Source organism: Arthrobacter mobilis, assembly GCF_012395835.1.
Taxonomy (GTDB): Bacteria; Actinomycetota; Actinomycetes; order Actinomycetales; family Micrococcaceae; genus Crystallibacter; species Crystallibacter mobilis.
This window is the reverse complement of sequence record NZ_JAAZSQ010000011.1, coordinates 263-21,975: the sequence shown is the minus strand read 5'-3', so window position 1 is coordinate 21,975 and position 21,713 is coordinate 263. Positions and strand designations below refer to the sequence as shown.

The 21,713-nt window shown below is 69.0% G+C and carries 22 protein-coding genes and 1 pseudogene; 10 read left to right on the top strand and 13 right to left on the bottom strand.

Translation table 11 applies throughout. The features are described 5' to 3' along the window. Positions 1–260: 260 nt before the first annotated feature. The 3 genes and pseudogenes from HGG74_RS12260 to HGG74_RS12250 all read left to right on the top strand — a co-directional run bounded on the left by HGG74_RS12260 (position 261) and on the right by HGG74_RS12250 (position 1,142). Positions 261–617, top strand: coding sequence for a YraN family protein (locus HGG74_RS12260; RefSeq protein WP_168486715.1), 357 nt, complete (start codon positions 261–263; stop codon positions 615–617). Then, positions 617–868 (top strand): annotated as a pseudogene (locus HGG74_RS12255) (magnesium chelatase domain-containing protein); the annotation flags it as partial. The gene HGG74_RS12260 and the pseudogene HGG74_RS12255, both read left to right, overlap by 1 nt. A 43-nt stretch (positions 869–911) precedes the next feature. Continuing rightward, complete coding sequence (locus tag HGG74_RS12250) at positions 912–1,142, top strand: hypothetical protein (RefSeq protein WP_168486714.1); 231 nt, start codon at positions 912–914, stop codon at positions 1,140–1,142. Between the two features lie 633 nt (positions 1,143–1,775). Here HGG74_RS12250 and HGG74_RS12245 read toward each other — a convergent pair. The 5 genes from HGG74_RS12245 to HGG74_RS12225 form a co-directional block, all read right to left on the bottom strand. Further along, positions 1,776–2,099: a hypothetical protein gene (locus tag HGG74_RS12245; protein WP_168486713.1), complete on the bottom strand. Its 324-nt coding sequence runs from the start codon at positions 2,097–2,099 to the stop codon at positions 1,776–1,778. 55 nt (positions 2,100–2,154) lie between these two features. Beyond that, the gene (locus HGG74_RS12240) at positions 2,155–2,568 is read right to left on the bottom strand and encodes a hypothetical protein (RefSeq protein WP_168486712.1); all 414 of its coding nucleotides are present in this window, start codon (positions 2,566–2,568) and stop codon (positions 2,155–2,157) included. Positions 2,569–2,811: 243 nt separating this feature from the next. Next, positions 2,812–3,066: a hypothetical protein gene (locus HGG74_RS12235; RefSeq protein WP_168486711.1), complete on the bottom strand. Its 255-nt coding sequence runs from the start codon at positions 3,064–3,066 to the stop codon at positions 2,812–2,814. Between the two features lie 91 nt (positions 3,067–3,157). After that, positions 3,158–3,499 (bottom strand): hypothetical protein, encoded by a 342-nt coding sequence (locus HGG74_RS12230; RefSeq protein ID WP_168486710.1) that lies wholly within the window; start codon positions 3,497–3,499, stop codon positions 3,158–3,160. A gap of 510 nt (positions 3,500–4,009) precedes the next feature. Continuing rightward, positions 4,010–4,534, bottom strand: coding sequence for a hypothetical protein (locus HGG74_RS12225; RefSeq protein WP_168486709.1), 525 nt, complete (start codon positions 4,532–4,534; stop codon positions 4,010–4,012). Between the two features lie 422 nt (positions 4,535–4,956). On the opposite strand from HGG74_RS12225, the gene HGG74_RS12220 reads away from it, so the two are divergent. Both HGG74_RS12220 and HGG74_RS12215 read left to right on the top strand, forming a co-directional pair. Beyond that, positions 4,957–5,196, top strand: coding sequence for a hypothetical protein (locus HGG74_RS12220; protein WP_168486707.1), 240 nt, complete (start codon positions 4,957–4,959; stop codon positions 5,194–5,196). A gap of 185 nt (positions 5,197–5,381) precedes the next feature. Beyond that, complete coding sequence (locus HGG74_RS12215) at positions 5,382–6,458, top strand: endonuclease NucS domain-containing protein (protein ID WP_168486705.1); 1,077 nt, start codon at positions 5,382–5,384, stop codon at positions 6,456–6,458. A gap of 189 nt (positions 6,459–6,647) precedes the next feature. On the opposite strand, the gene HGG74_RS12210 is transcribed toward HGG74_RS12215, so the two are convergent. Both HGG74_RS12210 and HGG74_RS12205 read right to left on the bottom strand, forming a co-directional pair. Then, positions 6,648–7,019: a hypothetical protein gene (locus HGG74_RS12210; protein ID WP_168486703.1), complete on the bottom strand. Its 372-nt coding sequence runs from the start codon at positions 7,017–7,019 to the stop codon at positions 6,648–6,650. Between the two features lie 358 nt (positions 7,020–7,377). Further along, positions 7,378–8,001 (bottom strand): DUF305 domain-containing protein, encoded by a 624-nt coding sequence (locus HGG74_RS12205; RefSeq protein WP_246262868.1) that lies wholly within the window; start codon positions 7,999–8,001, stop codon positions 7,378–7,380. 202 nt (positions 8,002–8,203) lie between these two features. On the opposite strand from HGG74_RS12205, the gene HGG74_RS12200 reads away from it, so the two are divergent. The 5 genes from HGG74_RS12200 to HGG74_RS12180 all read left to right on the top strand — a co-directional run bounded on the left by HGG74_RS12200 (position 8,204) and on the right by HGG74_RS12180 (position 14,954). Continuing rightward, a complete protein-coding gene (locus HGG74_RS12200; protein WP_168486701.1) occupies positions 8,204–9,247 on the top strand; it encodes a GmrSD restriction endonuclease domain-containing protein in 1,044 nt (347 codons plus the stop codon). 716 nt (positions 9,248–9,963) lie between these two features. Further along, on the top strand, positions 9,964–12,708 hold the full coding sequence (locus HGG74_RS21600) for a S8 family serine peptidase (protein ID WP_246262867.1): 2,745 nt from the start codon (positions 9,964–9,966) through the stop codon (positions 12,706–12,708). A 171-nt stretch (positions 12,709–12,879) separates the two neighbouring features. After that, positions 12,880–13,146: a hypothetical protein gene (locus HGG74_RS12190; protein WP_168486700.1), complete on the top strand. Its 267-nt coding sequence runs from the start codon at positions 12,880–12,882 to the stop codon at positions 13,144–13,146. 115 nt (positions 13,147–13,261) lie between these two features. Further along, positions 13,262–14,251, top strand: a complete 990-nt coding sequence (locus HGG74_RS12185; protein WP_168486698.1) for a tyrosine recombinase XerC — start codon at positions 13,262–13,264, stop codon at positions 14,249–14,251. A gap of 199 nt (positions 14,252–14,450) precedes the next feature. After that, complete coding sequence (locus HGG74_RS12180) at positions 14,451–14,954, top strand: DUF3145 domain-containing protein (RefSeq protein ID WP_168486697.1); 504 nt, start codon at positions 14,451–14,453, stop codon at positions 14,952–14,954. A 119-nt stretch (positions 14,955–15,073) separates the two neighbouring features. Here the strand turns inward: HGG74_RS12180 and fabF are convergent, their stop codons facing one another. The 6 genes from fabF to HGG74_RS12150 all read right to left on the bottom strand — a co-directional run. After that, positions 15,074–16,309, bottom strand: a complete 1,236-nt coding sequence (fabF, locus tag HGG74_RS12175; protein ID WP_168486695.1) for a beta-ketoacyl-ACP synthase II — start codon at positions 16,307–16,309, stop codon at positions 15,074–15,076. A gap of 108 nt (positions 16,310–16,417) precedes the next feature. Beyond that, positions 16,418–16,663 carry an acyl carrier protein gene (locus HGG74_RS12170; RefSeq protein ID WP_168486693.1) on the bottom strand — a complete coding sequence of 82 codons (246 nt, stop codon included), beginning with the start codon at positions 16,661–16,663 and terminating at the stop codon, positions 16,418–16,420. A gap of 89 nt (positions 16,664–16,752) precedes the next feature. Next, complete coding sequence (locus tag HGG74_RS12165) at positions 16,753–17,805, bottom strand: beta-ketoacyl-ACP synthase III (protein ID WP_205761817.1); 1,053 nt, start codon at positions 17,803–17,805, stop codon at positions 16,753–16,755. A 14-nt stretch (positions 17,806–17,819) separates the two neighbouring features. Beyond that, entirely contained in the window at positions 17,820–18,797 is a 978-nt protein-coding gene (locus tag HGG74_RS12160; protein WP_168486689.1) for an ACP S-malonyltransferase, read from the bottom strand. Positions 18,798–18,891: 94 nt separating this feature from the next. After that, positions 18,892–20,148, bottom strand: coding sequence for a PucR family transcriptional regulator (locus HGG74_RS12155; RefSeq protein ID WP_246262865.1), 1,257 nt, complete (start codon positions 20,146–20,148; stop codon positions 18,892–18,894). 265 nt (positions 20,149–20,413) lie between these two features. Beyond that, a partial coding sequence (locus HGG74_RS12150) for a transketolase-like TK C-terminal-containing protein (RefSeq protein ID WP_446680205.1) occupies positions 20,414–21,713 on the bottom strand: 1,300 nt, incomplete at its 5' end.

Sequence of the window (21,713 nt, the reverse complement as noted above, 5' to 3'; positions counted from 1 at the left end):
GGACCCACCGCGGGCGAAGCGAGCGGCGGGCAGGCCCGACGCGCTAGCGAGTGGGGTGCTCCCGCAGTGGCAGCGAAGCGGCCACGGCGGGAGCACCCCACTCTGGGGGACCCGTCCCTGGGGGACCCGTCCCTGGGGGACCCGTCCCTGGGGACTTGTCCCTGGGGACTTGTCCTCCACAGGGCCGGCCACTGGCCGGGTGTCCACCTCCGCGCTGCGGCCTCTGTGCCTGCGGCCCGCGGCCGGACACGCTGGAGGGCATGAGACCCAAGGACATACTCGGCAGGCACGGCGAGGAGCTCGCCGCCGGTTTTCTCGAACGCTCCGGCCAGCATGTGGTGGACCGCAACTGGCGCGGACCGGCGGGGGAGCTGGACATCGTTGCGCTGGAGGGCGCCACCGTGGTGGTCTCCGAGGTCAAGACCCGGCGGACCCCGGACTACGGGCATCCCTTCGAGGCGATCACCCCGGCCAAGGTCCACCGGCTGCAGATTATTGCCCGGCAATGGCTGCGTGCCCACGGGATGGACGCTGCCGGCCTGCGGATCGACGCGGTGGCGGTCCTCGATGACGGCACCGGGGATCCGGTCATCGAGCAGCTGAAGGCGATCGGCTGATGGCACTGGGCAGGACCTTCGCCGTGGCGCTGGTGGGGCTGGACGGCTACCTGGTCGAGGTCGAAGCGGACATCTCCCAGTCCCTTCCGGCATTCATCCTGCTGGGACTGCCGGACGCGGCACTGAACGAGGCCAAGGACCGGATCAAGTCGGCGGCGAAGAATGCCGGCATCCCGCTGAGCCGGCGCAAGATCACTGTCAACCTGGTGCCGGCATCGCTGCCGAAGAAGGGCTCCGGCTCCGACCTGTCGGAACGTCAATAAGGACGTTATTTGATGAAGGGAAGGAACCGCCATGACCACCAAGTACACAGCACCGGCCGGATTCGTTCCGCGTCCCGCACAGCCGGACGGTCTCGGGGCCGACGACTGGCTGGGACCCTCGGCCGGGCTGGTCAGCACCAGCTGGGACGAGGGCCTCACGATGGTGCACGTTAACGTGGAGGACTATGTGACCGTGGACGAGGCACGGCAGCTGCTGGTCGACCTTACGGCGGTGCTGGCGAAGTTGGAGGGCGCGGAATAGCCTGAGAGTCCACCGGGGCCGCCTGTGACTGGATTGAGGGGTGGACGGCTCCGGTGTCGGCCAACCTGCAACGCTTCCGCGTCCGGCGGGTCCTTTCGTCCGGCGTGAAGTAGAAGCTACCGTGGCCGCATCCGTCGGGCGGACTTCCTGTTCATGCCGTCCTGCCCCATGTGCCCGGGGGGCTCTCCAGCGGTGCGGACCCCGGTTGCTGCCCTCAGCGGCACCGGGGGCCCTTTGCTCCGGCTGGACAGGCGCACCCTGTATTTCCTTCGATCCGGCACCTATGGTGATATGACCGCCGAAGGACTGCGGAGCTGGTCAAGGAGCTGGCCGGCATGATCCCGCAGCTGCTGGCGGCGGGCCACCTTAGCGTCGAGTAGGGCCGGCCAGAGCGGCCTGGAGCGGTGGGGGTCCAGGCCGCTTTCTTGTGTGTGCCGGTTTACAACGGCTTTCCACAGGCTGTGGAAGGGCCCCGGCCGTATTGGGGGATCGGTCGGGACCCTTCCATTCGTTGCCCCGCCGGCCTGGCACTTGGGGGATGCCGGGCACGTCGGACCACGGACAGTCTGCCAGCTGCAGGCAGCCTTGCCTAGTCCGGGGCGCATGGAAGGTGGGTCTTTGCACAACGGTGTCTCAAGCCTTTGCTCCTCTTCGCAAGGTGCACCAGCTCTGCGGAATGGCCTCAGGCAGGGTGGAGTGCCGGTGGGTCAAGGGTTCGGACGCGTTGTCCGGCCATTCAAGCTCAAGTAAGCTCCCGTCCGGCCGGTGCGGCCAGGGGCCGGTACCTTCACGCGAGACGAGTTCGAACTCGATGCCGGGCTGGGCTGCGGTCACCTCGGCGGCATGCGCGTAGGCGTCGGCGAGGGTCGCGTGCGGTACGGGTTCCCCGGTGACGGGGGAGTAGGAGGAGAACAGGGCGGCCCATTCCTTGGCGGGGGCGGCGATGGCGGTGGTCATGACCGCCATGTGTACGGCAGGGCCGGCGGCCCTCACCGGGCCGCCGGGGGTCCGGCTACTGCCCGAGGTTGTCGCCGCGGATCTGCCGGATGCCGTCTAGGAATTCCGGATCCTGGGCCAGCCCTGCGGCGATCTGCCGGGTGAACTGCGGACCTGCCAGCCAGATCTCTTCGGGGCCTGTGACGATCAGTGCGGAGACATCGGTGCCGATCACGTCCCGGACATCGTGTGCCCGGGCGTAGTCGTGGAGGACCTCTTCCGCCGTCCCGGTGTCAATCGGCGCAATGGCGGCAGGAGCTTCGGTCGTCTCGATCACGGCATTGAACCCGTTCACGAAATCGTCCGTGGGGATGGCGACAACGTGCCCGCCGGCCATCATCTTAATGCCCTTCCATTCCTTGACCGGGTAGCCGTCGGGAGGTGGAGCCTGATCCGGGCTACCGTGGGAAGGCTGGTTTTCCTTGGGCATGTTCCTCACCTTGCCTGCAGTGAAACGAGGACGTTTATCACCAGAAAGATGACCGGAAGTGCCGGCAGGACGGCGCCTGCTCCCACAACCTTTGCCTGGAGGACCAGACGGTTCCTGTCCTGCACCGGCTTGGTGATCTTTCGATGGGGCATGCCCCTTTCGGCGCCGGGGCTCATCCCGGTCAGCCTGGAGATGCCCGTGGATCATATTGTGGGCAGCCGGCGTTACCGGCGCGTCACACAATCAGAGCAAGACGTCGATGGCCAGCTTATCCAGACCGGCACGCAGCCGGGCACAGGCGTCCTCGATGCTCTCGATCGGGCTGACTTTGACGGCGAGGTCGGTGCCGGCCAGGCCCACATAGTCGACGGCCGCCTGCCGGCCGCGCCCGTCCAGGGAGGTAAGCCGGACCAGGACCATATTGGGGTGCCCGTCAATGGGGGACTCGGAAGTCTCGGGGTTCGGAGCGTTCCGGTCAGGCGTGGTCTTGGTGCGCATGGGTCCCCATGTGTGCGGTGGGCGGCGGGCTCCTCACCGGGCCGGCCTAAACGGGTTGGCAATCCGGTAATCGATACGGTGCCTGCCGGGGTTACGGCGCTCCCGGCAGGTTCTGCTCCGGGAAGTCCTGGAGGAACAGGTCGGCGACCTCGTAGTCGACGCCGCGCCGGCGGTTCAGCTCGGCGACCGCGAGCATGTGGAACCGCGCCAAGCCCATACCGGGCCGGCGAGGCAGGGACAGGATCGGCACCGGGTCGGTCTGGTCCGCTTCCAGGCCGGTGCCGTCAATGTCGGAAACCCAGGAGCGCACCGCCGTCGCCTCGAAGCCGTCCCGGGTGCAGACCGAGGTCAGGGTGACGATCTCCTGGGGCAGCTCCGGGTCGATGAAGCCGAAGACCGGCCAGGCGGTGGTCCGGCGCTTGGTGGTGCCCATGACTGAATCCTCCACCCGGGCGCCGGAGTTGGGAAGACCGGGCCGCCACGCTGTGGATAAGCGCAGCGGCCGGCGGTCCGGATGCTGCGGCCAGGCCTGCCTGGTGGCGCCGGCCGGCAGGCTCCCGGTGCTGGCGGATGTTCGGGTACACCAGCAGGGCCTCCACCCTGGTGGCCGTGGCGGCATCCAGTTCTTCGGCAGCCAGCTTCTTCTGCGGGGTCCCGGGGGTCATGATGTCGTCTCGGCCGTGCTGCGAAATTCGCGCGGATGAGACCAGCTGGATGGACAGCAGCAGATCGTTGCTATCGCTGTTGGAGGCCAGCGCAGAGGTTCTCCTGACATTCACACTGCCGGGCCTGACCTCCAACTCAACGGCTTCCCGGCCTCCTTCCCGTGGTCCGGCAGCCGCTCCCGGCAGTTCCTGCAGGCGGCCAACGTCGTCGCCCCGCAGGTGGCCGCTGCCCTGCTGGCCGAAGCCTCTTGACGCGGGTACCGCGCCGCGGCCTGACGTCAGGTGGCGTCGGGGCCGGGGATATCGGTCCTGAGGCGGCGCAGCAGCCAGGATCCCGAGGGTGTCCGGAACTCCGTCACGACCCCGTATTTGCTGCTGAAGAGGGCGGAGGCGTGGTATTCCGCGTCCTCCAGGTAGACCAGTGACAGCAGTACGTCATCGCCCCGGCGCTTTGCCCCGGTGATGCGCAGGTCGTCGGAAAAGCCGCCCCAGATCCGCATTCTCAGCGGGTAGAACAGCTGGACGGGTTGCGGCATCCAGTCATTGCGCTCGTGTCCCAGGGACTCCGCCGAGCCGTCGGCGTCCCGGAAGACCAGGCCTTCGCCGGGACTGTAGGAGGTGACACAGCCGTCCTCTTCGAGCCGCCAGGACCCTGTGTGCCCATCGACCCTCGCCACGGCGTCGGTTCGCTTTCCGTCGGGATCACTCACCTCGACGTCTGCGGCCAGCGGAGGCCGGATGGCCTCGTTGCGCGTCACCGACAGGAGGTACAGCAGGGCGTCGAAATCTTCGCGTGCGTCCATCGCGCGGCTCCTCCTTGCCGGTGCCAACCAGCGCTGTCCTGATGGTCCCAACATATGCGGAACAACGGTCCGGCGGGAGCCTCCGTCTGCACTCGTAAGTTTGGACCGGTCGGGCTGGATAAATACCGAGCATCGGGCGGCGCGGCGCGCATGGGTGGGGCGGTGATGCGCTCCGTATCGTTTAGCCATGACTCCAGAGACCCCGGCACCCGTGGATCCGAGCCTGCGCGCCCTGGCGGCGTCCGCGGAGCGCGGCGACGAATGCCCGTACATCTACCTGCTCACGGGCGGCTGACTGGTCGCCGGCTTCCCGGCCAGCAGCGGCCCGGTTCCGGGAAGCGACGGGGCAGGACCCGCAGCGCCAGCTGGCCCGGACACCGAAGGCCAGGGAATTCCGGGGTCCGCAGGAGCAGCTGCAGTCGATGATCTTGGACAAGATCAATCCGATGATGGCCGCCTTAGGGCCTGGCGGGGACGACGGCGAGGTGTTGAACCTGCTCGGTGCCTCCATGACCACGCCGGGCGGCCAGGTGCTCAGCGTGCCGGCGCTGCGGGTCCAGCTGCACACGGTCAGCGCCTGGTGGGCAGCCCGCCACATCGTCGAGGAAGCGCCCTCACGCGGCGGGGTTGTCGGCTTCGTGGGCGTTCAGACGACCTTCTGAAATCCGGACCTGCCCGGCCTGGGAGCCCGGCCGCGAAGTTCTAGCCGCCTGAGACGCCCTGCTCTGGCCCGGCTTCGCTACGCCGCTTCGCGCGGGCTTTTACAACGCCCACAGTCTTTACAGCGCCCACGGTCACGGCCACACTGGCCCCAAGCTCATGGGCCATCGCCGGGGAAGGGGCGGGCATGAGACAGATTCTGATTCGCCAGGCTGACGGGACGTGGAGGGAGCCCGCGGACGCCGGCTATGCGCTGGAGGCCGACCTGCAGGAACTCCTGGCGGCACACCCGGACCTGATTCCGGGGGTCGGCCCGCAGGCGGCGGTGTGCCGGGAGTTTCAGTCCGCGGCCGGTCCTGCCGACATCGTGATTGTTGATGCAGACGGCGAGGTGACGCTGGTCGAATGCAAGCTGGCGGCCAACCCGCAGGTGCGCCGCGAGATCGTGGGGCAGATGTTTGATTATGCCGCCCGGCTGTGGAGGATGGACGTGGAGGAATTCGATGCCCGGTGGCGCGCCCGCACCGGCGACTCCCTCTTTACCGACCACAGCGGGAACCCTCTTTTCCGGGACACCGTCGCGCGGAACCTGGCCGAGGCGAGGTTCCGCATTGTGCTGGCCGTGGACGCTATCAACGAGCCGTTGAAACGGATGGTTGAGTACCTGAACGCCATGTCCGGGCCCGGCACCTCGGTCATCGCCGTCGAGTACGCCCGCCGCGCCCTGGGCCCGGTCGAGGTCCTTTTGCCCGAGGTCTACGGGCAGGAACTGGCCGAAGCCAAGTCCGTCGCCGAGGATGACCGGAAGGTATGGGACGCGCCGACCTACCGTGCCTGGCTGGAGACGAACGAACCGGCGCTGGTCGGCAAGTTCGACGCCTTCATAGCGGAGGCCGCTGCCCGGGACCGGGTCTTTGTCGGATCGCCGCGGGCCACCAGCCCGTCCGGGGGCCTGCCGGTCCGCGATGCCCGGGGAAGGCAGCTGGGTACGGTGTCGCTGTTCCACTTCAGCGTGCAGGGAACCTCGATTGAGTTCAGCTTCATCAGGATGTCCAGGATGCCCGAGGAGGAGCTGCCCGACCAGGAGCTGCTCGAAAGGTTCCTGCATGACCTTGGAAACATCCCCGGGCTGGCCGAAGTCGCCGCCAATCTGCGCTCAAGCCGGTTCGCTTCCAGAAAACCGAACATACCCTTGTCGGCACTGACCGAGGATGCGCTCCGACAGGCCGTCGCAGCTGTTGCCGTCCTCGCCGAGCGGCCCTGACCCTGTCGAGTTCTGTCGCAATACAGCATCGGTAACGAGCCGCGCGAGGAGTACATCGGACGGGAGGGATGGGGCGCCCATCTGTGCGCGGATGACCTTCGCCTGGTGGAACGCGACGGCAGCGGCCTGTGCCTGTGAACAGTCCGCTAGGTGTGCGCCTGCCTTCCAGAGGAAACCAACTACCGCGCGTTACCACTCCACCGACTCGGACAGCCTCAGCTTCTCCACGACGTCGTCGGAATCATCGAGATGCTCCACCGGACAGTCACCGCCGTAGTGCCTGGAGGGGGAGCACAGCCAGAAGACCAAGTCCTCGTTGCCCAGGCCCAGTTCCCGGGCGGCGGAGACCAGCCTAGGGATGGCTTCCAGTACACGGCCGGTGCGCCGGTCGAACTGAAACCCCGGGTACACGGTCTCCTGCCACAGCCGCACGCCGAGGAGGCTGCCGTTGCCGGGCAGGAGGTCCGGGTCTGTTCCGAGCAGTATGGCCACCTCGGCGCGGCCCGGCAGGCCCCACTCACGGTCCACGTACAGCCAGAACGCCTCGGTCGCCTCGTTCACCCCGGCCTCCACACAGTTGCAACGGACCTTAATTGTGCAGCCTCCAAGGCCCGCCGGGTTAGAGCCAGATGCCGGGTTCCTGGTAGGTCCGGTGGGGTGAACTGGCCGGGGTGCCCGTTGTGCCCGCGCGGTTGCCTGGCCGCGGTCCGTGCCGCCTTGGGCTGGGCGTTGAGCATCCGCCGCTCGGCCTTCTTCCACGCGATCCCGGCCAGGTCCCGCTCGCTGACCCGGCGGCCCTGGGAGTCGGTGTAGGGCAGGCGGCTGTAGGGGTGCTGTTCCGCGCCGAGGGGCCCGTAGGCGCCGGCGACGTAGATGGCTCCGCCACTGTAGCTTCGGCCGTCGCAGCCGGCTGCGGTGGTCAGCGGCCGGTGAGCAGATCCTTCATCTTGTCGATTTCGGCCTGCTGGTCCTTGATGACCTTTTCCGCCAGGGCGATCACCTCCGGGTTGGAGCCGTTGGCGACCTCCTCCTTGGCCATCTGGATGGCGCCTTCGTGGTGCGCGGTCATCTGGGTCAGGAACAGGCGGGCGGCGTCGTCGCCCCGGGCGGCCTTGAGCCTATCCAGGTCCTCTGCGCCCATCATGCCTTCCGTGGCTCTGCCGGCGTCCATCTGGTGGTGCCCGCCGGAGGTGCCGGCTTCGGCCCAGCCCTGGAGCCAGCCCTCCATTGTTTTGATTTCGGGGCCCTGGGCGGCCTTGATGTCGTCGGCAAGCTGTTTGATCTGCGGGTCGAGGTCCTGCTTGGCGAGCATGATCTCGCTCATCTGCACGGCCTGCTCGTGGTGGGGAATCATCGACTGCACGAACCTGGTGTCCGCGCTGTTGTGGTCGGCCGGTGCACTGGCGGTGGCCGCCGTTGTGGGGGCCGGGGTCGCGGCGGTGTTGGAAGCGGTGTCGGCGCCGCAGCCGGCCAGGACAAGGGCGGCGGCGAGGGCGGTCGCCGAAACGGAGGTAAAGCGCTTCATGTCATTGCCGTGGTTCATCGTTCCCCGCCTCCCGTTTGCTGTCTTCCGGGGCCGTTTCCAGAATATCGGCAGACCCGGCTGCGGGTGAATCCCGCGGTCGTCCCTTCGTCTTGGTCCTGCCCTGATGTGGCGGCGCGCCGGGCCGGTGGGCATGGAGCGCGATCGGCGGGTGTGCCTGCATAGGCTGGGCAGGAAGCCATCGCACTCCCTGGGGGGAACCATGACCGATCACCGCCGTACCTTCCGGGCCAGGACACTGTCGTCGCTGGCCGCCGTGACCCTGTCCGCCTTCGCCCTGGCCGGGTGCGGGCCCACTACTGTCGAGAGCGCACCGCCGGCAGCCACGGCCATCGAGGCGCCCCGGGCGCAGGAGACGAACACCCCGGCGGCCGCGACCACCCCTTCCAAGACCGCGGAGTCGAAGAAACCGGCTCCGGCCCCGAAGAAGGAGAAGCCGGCCGCCAAGGGCACCGCCCTGGCCCTGCTGGAGACCACCCCGGTCAAGGGCCGGGCCCCCAAGACCGGGTACGACCGCGATGAGTTCGGCAGCGGCTGGCAGGACCCGGACCGCAACGGCTGCGATGCCCGCAACGACATCCTCGCCCGGGACCTGGTGAATGAGACCTTCAGGCCCGGCACGAACAACTGCATCGTCACCTCCGGCACCCTGGCCGATCCGTTCACTGCCACGACCATCCGTTTTGTCCGCGGCAACGCCACCAGCACCGCCGTGCAGATCGACCACGTCATCCCGCTGTCCCTGGCTTGGCAGACCGGCGCGCAGCAGCTGGCCCCGAACCAGCGGGAGGCCTTCGCCAACGACCCGCTGAACCTGCTGGCCGTGGACGGGCCCACCAACGGGTCCAAGTCCGACTCGGACGCTGCGACCTGGCTGCCGCCGAACCGGGCCTTCCGCTGCGAATACGTGGCCCTGCAGACCGCGGTCAAGGCCAAGTACAAGCTGTGGATGACATCCGCGGAGAAGGCCGCCATCGCCCGGGTGCTCTCCTCCTGCCCGGACCAGCCGGTCCCGGACGATGACGGCGGGGTCACCGTCCCGTTGGCCGCCAAGCCCAAGGCCGAGCCCAAGGCCGCACCGGAGCCGGAGACCCCCGCGTTGCAGGAACCGGCCCCCGGCGGGGACATCTTTTACCAGAACTGCTCGGCGGTCAAGGCCGCCGGCAAGGCCCCGATCCGGGCCGGCGACCCCGGCTGGGAGCCCAAGTTCGACCGCGACGGCGACGGGCTCGGCTGTGAGTCTTGACCGCCGGGGGCGGCCTGGCCCGCGCCTGCTGTTGAAGGAAAAAGGAACGGACCCGCAGGTCTGGGTGCCCAGGCCGTTCACAGACCAGGACGCCGGCCCCGAACAGTGACCTCCCACGGCTCCCTCACCATCCTGCTGGAACCGGAAATCGCCCGCGGCGTCGCACCTGTGGTCGGCCTGGTCGCCGGGTAAGCCGCTGAAACCAGAAGGCGCCCCGCCCGTCCCGGGCGCGGCGCCTTTGCTCTGTTCGTGGCCGCCGGTGGATCAGCGGTTCAGGGGGAGTATGGTGTACAGGATGGTCCGTCAGAAGAACCTGTCCTTCGGGTCGTTGGTCTGGCGCATTTCGTGGGTTGCCGGGATGTTCAGTTCCTGCCGGGCCGGCGGTGCGCGCCCCCAATTCACACGCTGTGACCCATGTCACGTGCAAAACGGTAGGATGGGCGCCCGGTCCCGTCCCGGCAACACGCAGCAGGTTTCCCTGAGGAAGATGCCCGGACTGCCGGTCTCGCCGAGAAGACCTGCCACGTCCTGCACATCCCACGGTGTGGCTTGCGGCCGTGGCAGCCGGCACGGCGCCGTTCCGGCCAGTGTCCTGTCTTATTTGAGGATATTCAGGGAATCGTCTTGTCCACCCCGGTAGGCTCGCAGCAGTACCAGCCACACCCGGACGCCCCGCCAGCGGCCGGACCACATCTTCACGCACCTGAGGACACCGCATGCCACAACCTGCCTTCCGGCTGACCGCCGGGGCGACAGCCGCCACCTGCCTGTCGCTGTTGTTCGGTTCGATCATCCCCGTTACCGCGGCGGCCGCCGAGCTGCCCGACAAGGCGGCCGGACCGGTGCGCGAGGCAGCTGCGGACGGAGGCTCCGACCGGTTCATCGTCAAGTTCCGGGACAAGGCCGCCGGCAACTCCATGCTGCGGGACCGTGCCTATGACCGGGCCGCCGGTGCCGTGGGAACCGGGGCGGAGGAGAAGCGCACCACCGCCGGCGGGGCGAAGGTCATCGAAACAGGCCGCCCGCTCGATGCAGCCGAGACCAGGGAGCTCACCGAGGCCCTGGAATCCCGCGACGATGTTGAATACGCCGAACCGGACCTGCTGCTGACGCCGGTCATGGTGCCCAACGACACCCACTACAACCTGCAGTGGGACCTGTACGAGGACCTGGGCGGGATGCGCATGCCCGAAGCCTGGGACCTGTCCACCGGGGAAGGCACGGTCGTGGCAGTGGTCGATACCGGCATGACCGCCCACTCCGACCTGGACGAGAACGTCCTGCCCGGCTACGATATGATGTCCCATCCGGGGATGAGCCGGGACGGGGACGGCCGCGATGCGAACCCACAGGATGAGGGCGACTGGTACGGCTGGGGCGAGTGCGGCACCTCCGACAGCAGCACCTCCTCCTGGCACGGCACCCACGTGGCCGGCACCATTGCGGCGGTAGCCAATAACGGCAAGGGCGTCACCGGCATCGCCCACCACGCCAAGGTGGTGCCGGTGCGTGCCCTGGGCGCCTGCGGGGGTTACCTGTCCGACATCTCCGACGCCGTCATCTGGGCCACCGGGGGCAGCGTGCCGGATGTTCCGGCCAACCCGAACCCTGCCGATGTGATCAACCTCAGCGTCGGCGTACGGTCCTCCTGCACGGCGAGCATGCAGACCGCCGTCGACTTCGCCGTGGGCCGCGGCGCCGCCGTGGTCGTGGCCGCCGGCAACGAGGACGAGCCCGCCGCCAACGTCATGCCGGCCAACTGCGCCGACGTCATCACCGTGGCCGCCTCCGGGCCGGGAGGCACCCTGGCCCCCTACTCGAACTTCGGCGATGCGGTGGATGTGACCGCCCCCGGCGGGGACATGTCCGCGGGGGACGAAGGCGGCATCGCCTCCACGGTCAACGCCGGTGCCACCACGCCCGCCAGCGAGGACTACGGCTACTCCCAGGGCACTTCCATGGCCGCCCCGCACGTGGCCGGGCTGGCCGCCCTGATGGTCTCGGCCAACCCCGGCCTGACCCCGGCCCGGATCGAGGAACGGCTCAAGGCCACCGCCCAGGCCTGGTACTGCAGCCCCGGCTGCGGCGCGGGACTGGTCGACGCTGCCGCCGCCCTGGGGGCACTGCCGGCCGTCGTCGCCGCAACCCCGTCCATTATCGGAGCCCCTGTCGTCGGCGCCGAACTCACCGCCTCCGCCGGCACCTGGTCCCCGGCACCGCTCACCCTGGCCTGGCAGTGGAACCGGAACGGGACCGCCATTCCCGGGGCCACCGGAGAGGCCTACACCCCCGTGGCCGCCGATCTTGGAAGCGCCCTGACCGTGACCGCCACCGGCACCCGGGACGGCTACCGGCCGGCCTCGGCCACCTCGGCCGCCACCGGCAAGGTCGGCCCGGGCACCCTGTGGCTGGCCCTGCCGTACATCACCGGGCCGGTGATGGTCGGCTCCGAGCTCACCGTGACTATCGGCAGCTACTCCCCGGGGGCCACCCTGTCGTACCAGTGGTACCGTTCCGGCACGGTCATTGCCGGGGCGACCGGCAAGGCTTTCAGGCCGACCGCGGCCGAGGAAGGCCACACCCTCACGGTCCGCATCACCGCCAGGCAGGCCGGGTACACCAGCCTGAGCAGCGAATCGGACCCCACCTTCCCGGTGGACAAAGGCATCCTGTCCTACGGCTCGCCGAAAATCGGCGGGACCCTAAAAGTCGGGAACACCCTCACCGCCTACAAGGGCACCTGGACCGCCGGCACCTCGTTCAGCTACCAGTGGCTGCGCGACGGCAAGGTCATTGAGAGCGCCACCGGAAACACCTACAGGCTCACCGGGCAGGACGCCGGCAAGACCATCAGGGTGCGGATCACCGGGACCCTGACCGGCTACAACGGGGACACCCGGGTCTCGGCCGCCACCGCGAAGGTCGCCAAAGGCACACTGACGGCTGTCACCCCGAAGATCACGGGCACGGCCAGGGTCGGCAGGACCCTCACCGCCTGGAAGGGCACCTGGAGCCCGGGCAGCTCGTTCACCTACCGGTGGCTGCGCGACGGCCAGGCCATCAAGGGTGGCACGAAGGCCACCTACAAGGCGACAGCCGCCGATGCCGGCCGGAAACTTACCGTCAAGGTCACCGGCTCCCTGGACGGATACACGACCTTGGCGAAGACATCGGCGGCCACCGCCACGGTCGCCAAAGGCACCCTGACAGCGGTGCAGCCGAAGATCACCGGCACCGCGAAGGTCGGCAGCACCCTGACCGCCAGGACCGGCACCTGGACGTACGGGACCACCATCAGATACCAGTGGTACCGCTCGGGCAAGGCCGTCAAGGGCGCCACCGCCAAGACCTACAAGGTGCAGGCCGCTGACCGCGGCGACCGTCTCAAGGTCAGGGTCACCGGCGCCAAGCCCGGCTACACCACCACAGCGAAATACTCCGCGGAAACCAAGCGCCCCTGACTCACAGCGGGGCCGGGCCGGCCCGCTGCGCCGCCCGGCCCGGCTGGGCAACTCCCCAGTCTGCCCGGAACCGGGGCCTGGCTGGTAGCGGCGGGCATATTGTCCACACCGGTCCTGCCTGCCGGACGCAGGCTTCACAGCCGGCAGCGCCGTCGCCTAGCCTGAGCCGAGGTGGTGGAACTGCTGGGCCCGTTCGATGCCGGCGCCATGCCAGGGAACGGGGAATGGCAGGCGCCGTTGGCCGACCATGACGGCCTGGGCGTGGAGGAGCTGCTGCTGCTGGACGCCCTGCCCGTCCGGCAGGGCGTGCCGGCCAGGAAGCTTGCAGTGGTGGCCGGGCTGCCGGTCCAGCGGGTGCTCGCGGGCCTGGGACGGCTGGAGCTGAACTCGCTGGCCGTCCAGGACGGGACCGGCTGGCGCCGGGCCCGCCGCCAGTAGCTGGGCCGCCCTGCTACCTCCCGGAACCAGTTGGAGCAGCCCGGATCAGCGGGAGGATCCGGGCTGCTCCGTGCGCCTCCTTGAGTTACCCCCGGCGGGGAACCACAGTTGAGGGATGACGCGAAGCGATGGACCCGGACCGGACGGCCTGCCGCGGTGGCCTGCGGAGTTTGCCGCCGCTATGGACGGATTTATGCGCTACCTCAGGGCCGAGCGGGCGCGGAGCGAACATACGGCCCGGGCGTACTCTGCCGACATTGCGGACCTGCTGTCCTACGCGCTGGCCGGCGGGGCCGCCACCTTGGAAGACCTCACGCTGGCCACCCTGCGTTCCTGGCTCGCAGCCATGAGTTCGGCAGGGCAGGCGCGGTCCAGCATCGCCCGCCGGGCGGCCTCGGCCAGGGCGTTCACGGCCTGGGCGCTGCGCGAGGAGCTCATCCGGACGGACCCCGCCTTGCGGCTGCGGGCACCAAAGCGGGAGAAAACCCTGCCCGCGGTCCTGCAGCAGACCCAGATGCAGGCACTGTTCGGGAACCTGGCGGCCGGGGCTGCGGAAGGGGATCCGGTGGCCCTGCGGGACCGGGCAATGGTGGAGCTGCTCTATGCCGCGGGCATTCGGGTCAGCGAGCTGGCCGGCCTGGACCTGGAGGACGTGGACCACGAACGCAGGACTCTGCGCGTGCTGGGCAAAGGCAATAAGGAACGCACCGTCCCGTTCGGGATACCTGCGTCCAAGGCCCTCGATGACTGGCTGCGGCGTGGACGCGGCCGCCTGGCCACCGAGGCCAGCGGGCCTGCCCTGTTCCTGGGTCGGCGTGGCCGGCGCGTGGACCCGCGCCAGGTGCGCTCCCTGGCGGCCAGGCTGTTCGGCCAGCTGGGGGACACTGCGGCGACGAGCCCCCATGCCCTGCGGCACAGCGCGGCGACGCACCTGCTCGACGGCGGTGCGGACCTGAGGTCGGTCCAGGAAATCCTGGGGCACAGCAGCCTGGCCACCACCCNTCGACGGCGGTGCGGACCTGAGGTCGGTCCAGGAAATCCTGTTTTTTACATTTCGGTGGACAGGCTCCGCCGAAGTTACGAGCAGGCCCACCCGAGGGCCTGACTCCACAGTCAGGGCAGGGCAGGTGTGCGACAAATGTAGTTACACTGGCAGAAACCGGGCGCGTACGGCAGAATGAGTGCCGTACTCTAGGGAGGGACCTGAATAGCAAGACTGTAATTACCATGGCGCCGTGCTGGACGGCTGTCCTGCTGCTGCAGATCGTAGGGGAAGACGTATCTACAGCAAATAGGAGGATGGGATGTCTGTTGTGATGACGCGCGGGGTGCTTTTCGTGCATTCGGCACCGACTGCACTGTGCCCGCATATTGAGTGGGCCATCGGGTCCGTCGTGGATAAACGCACGGATCTTGAATGGACCCCTCAGCCGGCTGCGCCGGGTATGTTCCGGGCCGAGCTGTCGTGGGTCGGTCCGCAGGGGACCGGGGCCCTGCTGGCCTCTGCCCTGCGCGGCTGGGCCCATCTGCGCTATGAAGTCACCGAGGAGCCCAGCAGCGGCGTGGACGGCGGACGTTGGTCCCATACTCCCGAGCTGGGCATTTTCCACGCCATCACGGACGTCCATGGGAACATCATGGTTTCCGAGGACCGGATCCGCTATGCCTACGAGGCCGGCGCCGGTGATCCGGCAGCTGTCTACCATGAGCTGTCGCTGGCCTTGGGCGAGGCCTGGGACGAGGAGCTCGAGCCGTTCCGCCACGCCGCCGAGGGCGCACCGGTCCGCTGGCTGCACCAGGTGGGCTAGCCCGCCGGGACCTGCACGTCCCGCCTCCTGCTGAGAACGTCGAAGGGCGGCCAAGCCGAAGCTTGGCCGCCCTTCGTGCATCCCGGATCCCGCTGCGCGGGGCAGCGGTGCCCCGCGCGCTAAATGCTGCGGAAGACGACGACGGCGTTGTGCCCGCCGAAGCCGAAGGAATTGTTCAGCGCCACAATGTCGCCGGCGGGCAGGTTCCGGGGGGACGTGACGACGTCCAGCGGAATCTCCGGATCCTGGCGCTCCAGGTTGATGGTCACCGGGGCCTGGCGCTCGTAGACGGCCAGGGCGGCCATCACGGACTCGACGGCACCCGAGGCACCGAGCAGGTGCCCGGTCTGCGACTTGGTGGCCGACACGGCCAGGTTGTCCACGTGCGCGCCGAAGGTTGCCTTCAGGGCCGTGTACTCCGGCTTGTCGCCCACCGGGGTGGAGGTGGCGTGCGCATTGATGTGCACGACGTCCTCAGGCTGCACGCGCGCGTCGAACAGAGCGGCCTTCAGGGCACGGGTGGCGCCCAGGCCCTCGGGGTCGGGTGCGGTGATGTGGTAGGCGTCGGCGGTGACGCCGGCACCGGCCAGTTCGGCATAGATCCGGGCGCCGCGGGCGAGGGCGTGTTCCTCGGCCTCGAGCAGCAGGGCACCGGCACCTTCGCCCATGACGAAGCCGTCACGGTCGACGTCGTAGGGACGTGACGCGTGCTCCGGGTCGTCGTTGCGCCTGGACAGGGCCTGCATGGCACCGAAGGCCGCGATCGGCATCGGGTGGATGGCTGCCTCGGCACCGCCGGTCATCACCACGTCCGCCTTGCCGGTGCGGATCAGGTCAATGCCCATGGCGAGAGCCTCGGTGCCCGAGGCGCAGGCGGAGACGGGCGTGTGGGCCCCGGCGCGGGCGCCGAGGTCCATGCTCACCGCTGCCGCAGGACCATTTGGCATCAGCATCGGCACGGTCATGGGCAGCACGCGGCGGGGTCCCTTTTCGCGCAGGGTGTCCCAGGCGTCCAGCAGCGTCCACACGCCGCCGATGCCGGTGGCGAAGGCCACGGCCAGGCGGTCGTGGTCGATCTCCTCAATGCCCGAATCCCTCCACGCCTCGCGCGCGGCTACGACGGCGAACTGGGTGGAGGGGTCCATGCGCTTGGCCTCAACGCGGCTGAGGACCTCGCCGGCCGGGTTCGAGGCACGGCAGGCGAACGTGACCGGCAGGTCGAATTCGGCTACCCAGTCATCCTCGAGGGTGCGGGCACCGGAGACGCCCTTGAGCGCGTTCCTCCACATGGTGGGCACGTCGCCGCCGATGGGCGTGGTGGCACCGAGACCGGTGATGACTACTTTGCGTGGCATTGGCTCAATCTCTCAAAGTGTTCGGGGAAATCTCAGCGGTAAATGCACAAAGGGGGCGGCCGGACCGGGCCTGTCGGCGCGGTCCGGCCGCCGTCCCCTCGCGGATGGCTATGCCTGGGCCTTGGCGATGTAATCGACGGCGTCGCCGACGGTCTTGAGGTTCTTGACCTCTTCGTCCGGGATGCGCACGCCGAACTTCTCCTCGGCGTTGACGACGATGGTCATCATGGAGATGGAGTCGATGTCCAGGTCGTCGGTGAAGGACTTGTCCAGCTCCACGGCCTCCGGGGCCAGGCCGGTCTCTTCGTTTACGATCTCGGCAAGGCCTGCCAGGATTTCTTCGTTGCTCGCCATGAATGGCTCCTTTTCTCGTGGCGCCGGCACGGTGTCCGGCAGGGGTGTCAAACCGCTGTTGACGGCTTGGTACGGGAACTCTGTGGATACTACGGCAGGACGATCACCTGCGCGCCGAACACCAGTCCGGCGCCGAAACCGATCTGCAGGGCCAGCCCGCCGGAGAGCTGCGGGTTCTCCTGCAGCAGCCGGTGCGTGGCCAGCGGGATGGACGCGGCGGAGGTGTTGCCGGCGTCGGCAATGTCACGGGCCACGGCGACGCTTTCGGGCAGCTTGAGCTGCTTGACCATCTCGTCGATGATCCGCATGTTCGCCTGGTGCGGCACGAACGCGGCGAGGTCCTCCGGCTGCACGCCGGCGGCATCCAGGGCGCGCTTGGCGGTCTTGGCCATCTCCCAGACGGCCCAGCGGAAGACGGACGGGCCGTCCTGGCGCAGCGTGGGCCAGAGCTTGTGGCCGTCCTCCCCGAGGTCGGCCGCGGCGGCGGCCAGCGAACCGGCGGCCTCGGCGGCGAGCGAGATTTCGCGGACCTCGTTCAGCGAGTGGGTCATGCTGATCACGTCCCACTTGCTGCCGTCGGAGCCCCAGACCGAGGGGCTGATGCCCGGGACGTCCGAGGGGCCCACGACGGCGGCGCCGGCGCCGTCGCCGAGCAGGAAGGAAATCGTGCGCTCCGTGTTGTCGATGACGTCGGAGAGCTTCTCCGCCCCGACCACCAGCACGTAGTCGGCCGTCCCGGAGCGGACCAGGGCGTCGGCCTGGGCGATCCCGTAGCAGTATCCGGCGCAGGCGGCGGAAATGTCGAAGGCCGGGGCCGGGGTCGCGCCGAGCCGGTCCGCCAGCGCGGCGGCCGCCGACGGCGTGGCGTAGGGGTGGGAGATGGTGGAGACGATGACGGCGCCCAGCTGGGAAGCTTCGATGCCGGCTTTCTGCAGCGCTTCGCGCGCTGCCCCTTCGGCCATATCGATGACGGAGACATCGGCCTTGGCGCGGTGGCGGGTGACGATGCCGGTGCGCTGGCGGATCCATTCGTCCGAGGACTCGATCCACTGGCAGACGTCGTCGTTGGTCACGATGACGTCCGGACGGTAGGCGCCCAGGCCCAGGACGCGGGAGTGCGCACGCGTCGGAGCCTGCAGCATGGCGGGGGTACTCACTAGTTGGTTTCTCCAGATTCGGTGACAGAGCTTGCATCGGAGACGGCCGGGACGAGGCTGGTGTGCTCGGCGATGAACGCACGGGCGGCATCCAGTTCGTCAGGGGTCTTCAGCGCCATGGTGGCTACGCCCTTCATGCCCCGTTTGGCCAGCCCGGTCAGGGTTCCGGCCGGCGGCAGTTCCAGGATCCCGGTAATGCCGACGGAGAGCATTTCCTCCATGCACAGATCCCAGCGTACCGGCCGCGAGACCTGGGCGATGAGGCTGTCGAGGTTTTCTTCGCCGCCGGCGACCGGTTCCCCGTCGTAGTTCGACAGCAGCGTCAGCACCGGCGACGCCGGGGAAAGCTGCGGCCGCAGGGCCTCAAGCGCCTGCATCGCCGGTTCCATGTGGTGGGTGTGGAAGGCGCCGGCCACCTTGAGCGGGATGATCCGGGCCTTGGCCGGCGGGTTGTCGGCCAGCGACTGCAGCTGGGCCAGGGTGCCTGCGGCGACGATCTGGCCGGCGCCGTTGGCATTGGCCGGAGTGAGGCCGGCTGCATGGATGGCGGCGAGCACCTCCTCCGGGTCCCCGCCGAGCACGGCGCTCATCCCGGTTTCGGCCTCGGCGGCGGCCCGGGCCATGGCGTTGGCCCGCGTACGGACAAAGGTCATGGCGTCGGCTTCGTCGAGGGCCCCGGCGATCGCCGAGGCGGTAATCTCGCCTACCGAGTGACCGGCGACGACGGTGGACAAGTCCAGCGGCGCCCCGGCCGTTAGGGCACGCGCCGCGACCAGGCCGGCGGCGACGATCAGCGGCTGGGCCACGGCGGTGTCCTTGATCGTTTCCTCGTCCGAGGTGGTGCCGTGGGCGGCCAGGTCAAGGCCGGCAATGCTGCTCAGCTGCTCAAGATGGTCGGCGGCGCCGGGCACGTCCAGCCACGGGCGGAGAAAACCTGGCGTTTGGGAGCCCTGGCCGGGGCAGACGATTGCAAGCACGTATCCAGCTTTCCAAAGAGGTTGCGGTTCTTACGGTGTTTGGGCGAACTAAGCTCGCCGGAACGCTTTGTAGGAAGTCTACAATGACCGTACCCTACTGCCGAGTAGGCCCGCGGTCCTGGGCGGGGCGTGCCGCAGCCAGCAGGCGGCCCACAGCCAAGGCCGTCTGGAGCACGAAGGCCTCGCGGGGCAGCAGCGGATCCCAGCCGGTGACGTCGCAGACCCGGCGCAGCCGGTAGCGTACCGTGTTGGCGTGGACGAAGAGTTCCCGGGCGGTCGCCTCCAGCGAATGGCCCAGCGACAGGTAGCTGGAGAGGGTCTCCACCAGGCCGTTGCCGGCGTTGAGCAGCGGCACGTAGATGTACTTGTAGAGCTCGCGCCGCGCCGCGTCATCGCCGGACATCACCCGCTCGGGCCAGAGGTCGTTGGCCGCCACCGGCCGCGGGGCGCCGGGCCACGCCGGAGCGGCATTGAGCCCGGCGAAGGCGGCCTGCGCCGAAGCGCTGGCCTCGATCAGCGAGGCCGCCTCCGGGCCGTAGACCACCGGGCCCGGGCCGAAGAGCTCGCTGAGCCGGGCGAAGGCCGAGTCGAGGTCGCCGTCGTGGTAGCCCAGCCCGCCCAGCACCAGGATGAGGCGGTCGCCCTGGATGCCCACCAGGGTGTCGTCGGCGAAGCGGGAGCTGGCGCGGCGCAGTTCGTTGACGAAGGACGGGCTCGGTTCGGCGGGGGAGCTGCCCACCATCACGGTAATCCGGCCCTGGGACTTCCAGCCCACCGCGGCGATCCGGGAGCGCAGCGCATCGGAGCTCTCCCCGCGCAGGATGGCGTCCACCACCAGGGCCTCCAGCCTGGTGTCCCAGGCGCCGCGGGTCTCGGCCGCCCGCGCGTAGACGTCGGCGGCCGCGAAGGCAACCTCGCGGGAATAGCGCAGCACGGCCTCGCGCAGCGGCGCCTCCCCGGTATCACCGGCCAGGTCCGGCACCTGGTCCTCCACGGCCTCGACCACCACGCGGATCAGCTGCAGGGCACGCTGGAGGCTGATCGAGCGGGTCAGCTCGGTCGGGGCGGTGCCGAACACGTCGTTCATCACCCAGGCCGGGGAGGCGGGCCGTTCGTACCAGGTGACAAAGGATGCGATGCCCTTCTGGGCCACCAGGCCCAGCGCCGCCCGCTCGTCCGGACGCAGGGTCCGGTACCAGGGCAGGTCACTCTCCAGCCGCTTCAAGGTGGCAGTGGAGAGCGCACCGATCTTCGAACGCAGCCGTTCCAGCAGTTCGGGATTGCGCTGCTGCCCCGCCCCGGTGTTGCGGGCATGCGGGGCTGCGGGAGGTGCGGAACGGGGCTGGGACATGCATTGAGCATACGCGCGCGGCGGCGCGCCGCTCCATTTCCGATTTGTGCGGTTCCTACTAAATCCCGCCCCACCCCCCGCGTAAAACGCGGTCCGCAGTTGTCCCCTGGTGGCGGTGAAGAAAGTGGCGCCGGCCATTCCCCGGGAGGGGAATGCAGCGGCGGCGGGCTCCCGTTGCCGGGAACCCGCCGCCGTCCTTCACTTGCCGTCCTGCTGGACTGTGACTCAATGGGCCGGCGCAGGCCGGTCCCGGGAGCCGTCCGGGTCAGGCATCGCCCCCGGCATTGCCGGAGGTGCCGGCGTTGACGTCGTTGAGCTTGTAGCGCTCGAACGCCTCCTTCGGGGCATTCTGGTCGACTTCGCCGCGGCGGGCGAGCATCTGCAGCGCCCGGACCACGATCGAGTGGCTGTCGATCTTGAAGTACCGGCGGGCCGCGGCCCGGGTGTCGGAGAAGCCGAAGCCGTCCGCGCCCAGGCTGGCGAACTCGTTGGGCACGAACTGGCGGATCTGGTCCGGGACGGCCTTCATGTAGTCGCTGACCGCGATGACCGGGCCGGCGGCCCCCTCGAGCTGGCGGGTGACGAAGGGCTTGCGCGCCTCGGCGCCCGGGTTCAGGAACGCTTCCTCCTCGGCGGCCAGGCCGTCGCGGCGCAGTTCGGTCCAGCTGGTCACGGACCAGACGTCGGCGGAGACGCCCCATTCCTCGGCCAGGATCTGCTGGGCATCCAGTGCCCACGGCACCGCGACGCCGGAGGCGAGCAGCTGGGTGCGCGGCCCGTCCACCGTGGCCGGGGCCAGCAGGTAGATGCCCTTGACCAGGCCCTCGACGTCCAGCTCCTCCGGTTCGGCCGGCTGGACGATCGGCTCGTTGTACACCGTCAGGTAGTACATGACATTCGGATCCGGGTGGTTCCCGCCGTACATGCGCTCCAGGCCGGTGCGCATGATGTGGCCGATCTCGTAACCGTAGGCCGGGTCATAGGTGATGACCGCAGGGTTGGTCGAGGCGAGGATCGGGGAGTGCCCGTCGGCGTGCTGCAGGCCCTCGCCGGTCAGCGTGGTCCGGCCGGCGGTCGCACCGATCACGAAGCCGCGGGCCATCTGGTCCGCCGCCGCCCAGAAGAAGTCGCCGGTGCGCTGGAAGCCGAACATCGAGTAGAAGATGTAGATCGGCACCAGCGGCTCGCCATGGGTGGCATAGGAGGTGCCGGCGGCCGTCAGTGCGGAGGTCGAACCGGCCTCGTTGATCCCGGTGTGCAGGATCTGGCCCTGCGGGGATTCCTTGTAGGCCAGGACCAGGTCCCGGTCCACCGACAGGTAGTTCTGCCCCTTGGGGTTGTAGATCTTCGCCGTGGGGAAGAACGAGTCCATGCCGAAGGTCCTGGCTTCGTCCGGGATGATCGGCACCACGCGGGCACCGAACTCCTTGTCCCGCATCAGGTCCTTGAGCAGGCGCACGAACGCCATGGTGGTCGCCGCCTGCTGCTTGCCCGAGCCGCGCCGGGCCACCTCGTAGGCCTTTTCGTCGGGCAGGTGCAGCGCGGTGTGCTTGGTGCGCCGTTCG

What these genes read in the sequence shown, in the direction of transcription:
- HGG74_RS12215 (WP_168486705.1), top strand. Translation starts at nt 5,382, where the DNA reads ATGAGACAGATTCTGATTCGCCAGGCTGACGGGACGTGGAGGGAGCCC.
- HGG74_RS12260 (WP_168486715.1), top strand. Translation starts at nt 261, where the DNA reads ATGAGACCCAAGGACATACTCGGCAGGCACGGCGAGGAGCTCGCCGCC.
- HGG74_RS12230 (WP_168486710.1), bottom strand. Translation starts at nt 3,499, where the DNA reads ATGGGCACCACCAAGCGCCGGACCACCGCCTGGCCGGTCTTCGGCTTC.
- HGG74_RS12240 (WP_168486712.1), bottom strand. Translation starts at nt 2,568, where the DNA reads ATGCCCAAGGAAAACCAGCCTTCCCACGGTAGCCCGGATCAGGCTCCA.
- HGG74_RS21600 (WP_246262867.1), top strand. Translation starts at nt 9,964, where the DNA reads ATGCCACAACCTGCCTTCCGGCTGACCGCCGGGGCGACAGCCGCCACC.
- HGG74_RS12250 (WP_168486714.1), top strand. Translation starts at nt 912, where the DNA reads ATGACCACCAAGTACACAGCACCGGCCGGATTCGTTCCGCGTCCCGCA.
- HGG74_RS12200 (WP_168486701.1), top strand. Translation starts at nt 8,204, where the DNA reads ATGACCGATCACCGCCGTACCTTCCGGGCCAGGACACTGTCGTCGCTG.
- HGG74_RS12235 (WP_168486711.1), bottom strand. Translation starts at nt 3,066, where the DNA reads ATGCGCACCAAGACCACGCCTGACCGGAACGCTCCGAACCCCGAGACT.
- HGG74_RS12170 (WP_168486693.1), bottom strand. Translation starts at nt 16,663, where the DNA reads ATGGCGAGCAACGAAGAAATCCTGGCAGGCCTTGCCGAGATCGTAAAC.
- HGG74_RS12180 (WP_168486697.1), top strand. Translation starts at nt 14,451, where the DNA reads ATGTCTGTTGTGATGACGCGCGGGGTGCTTTTCGTGCATTCGGCACCG.
- HGG74_RS12220 (WP_168486707.1), top strand. Translation starts at nt 4,957, where the DNA reads ATGATCTTGGACAAGATCAATCCGATGATGGCCGCCTTAGGGCCTGGC.
- HGG74_RS12205 (WP_246262868.1), bottom strand. Translation starts at nt 8,001, where the DNA reads ATGAACCACGGCAATGACATGAAGCGCTTTACCTCCGTTTCGGCGACC.
- HGG74_RS12245 (WP_168486713.1), bottom strand. Translation starts at nt 2,099, where the DNA reads ATGACCACCGCCATCGCCGCCCCCGCCAAGGAATGGGCCGCCCTGTTC.
- fabF (WP_168486695.1), bottom strand. Translation starts at nt 16,309, where the DNA reads ATGCCACGCAAAGTAGTCATCACCGGTCTCGGTGCCACCACGCCCATC.
- HGG74_RS12155 (WP_246262865.1), bottom strand. Translation starts at nt 20,148, where the DNA reads ATGTCCCAGCCCCGTTCCGCACCTCCCGCAGCCCCGCATGCCCGCAAC.
- HGG74_RS12225 (WP_168486709.1), bottom strand. Translation starts at nt 4,534, where the DNA reads ATGGACGCACGCGAAGATTTCGACGCCCTGCTGTACCTCCTGTCGGTG.
- HGG74_RS12165 (WP_205761817.1), bottom strand. Translation starts at nt 17,805, where the DNA reads ATGCTGCAGGCTCCGACGCGTGCGCACTCCCGCGTCCTGGGCCTGGGC.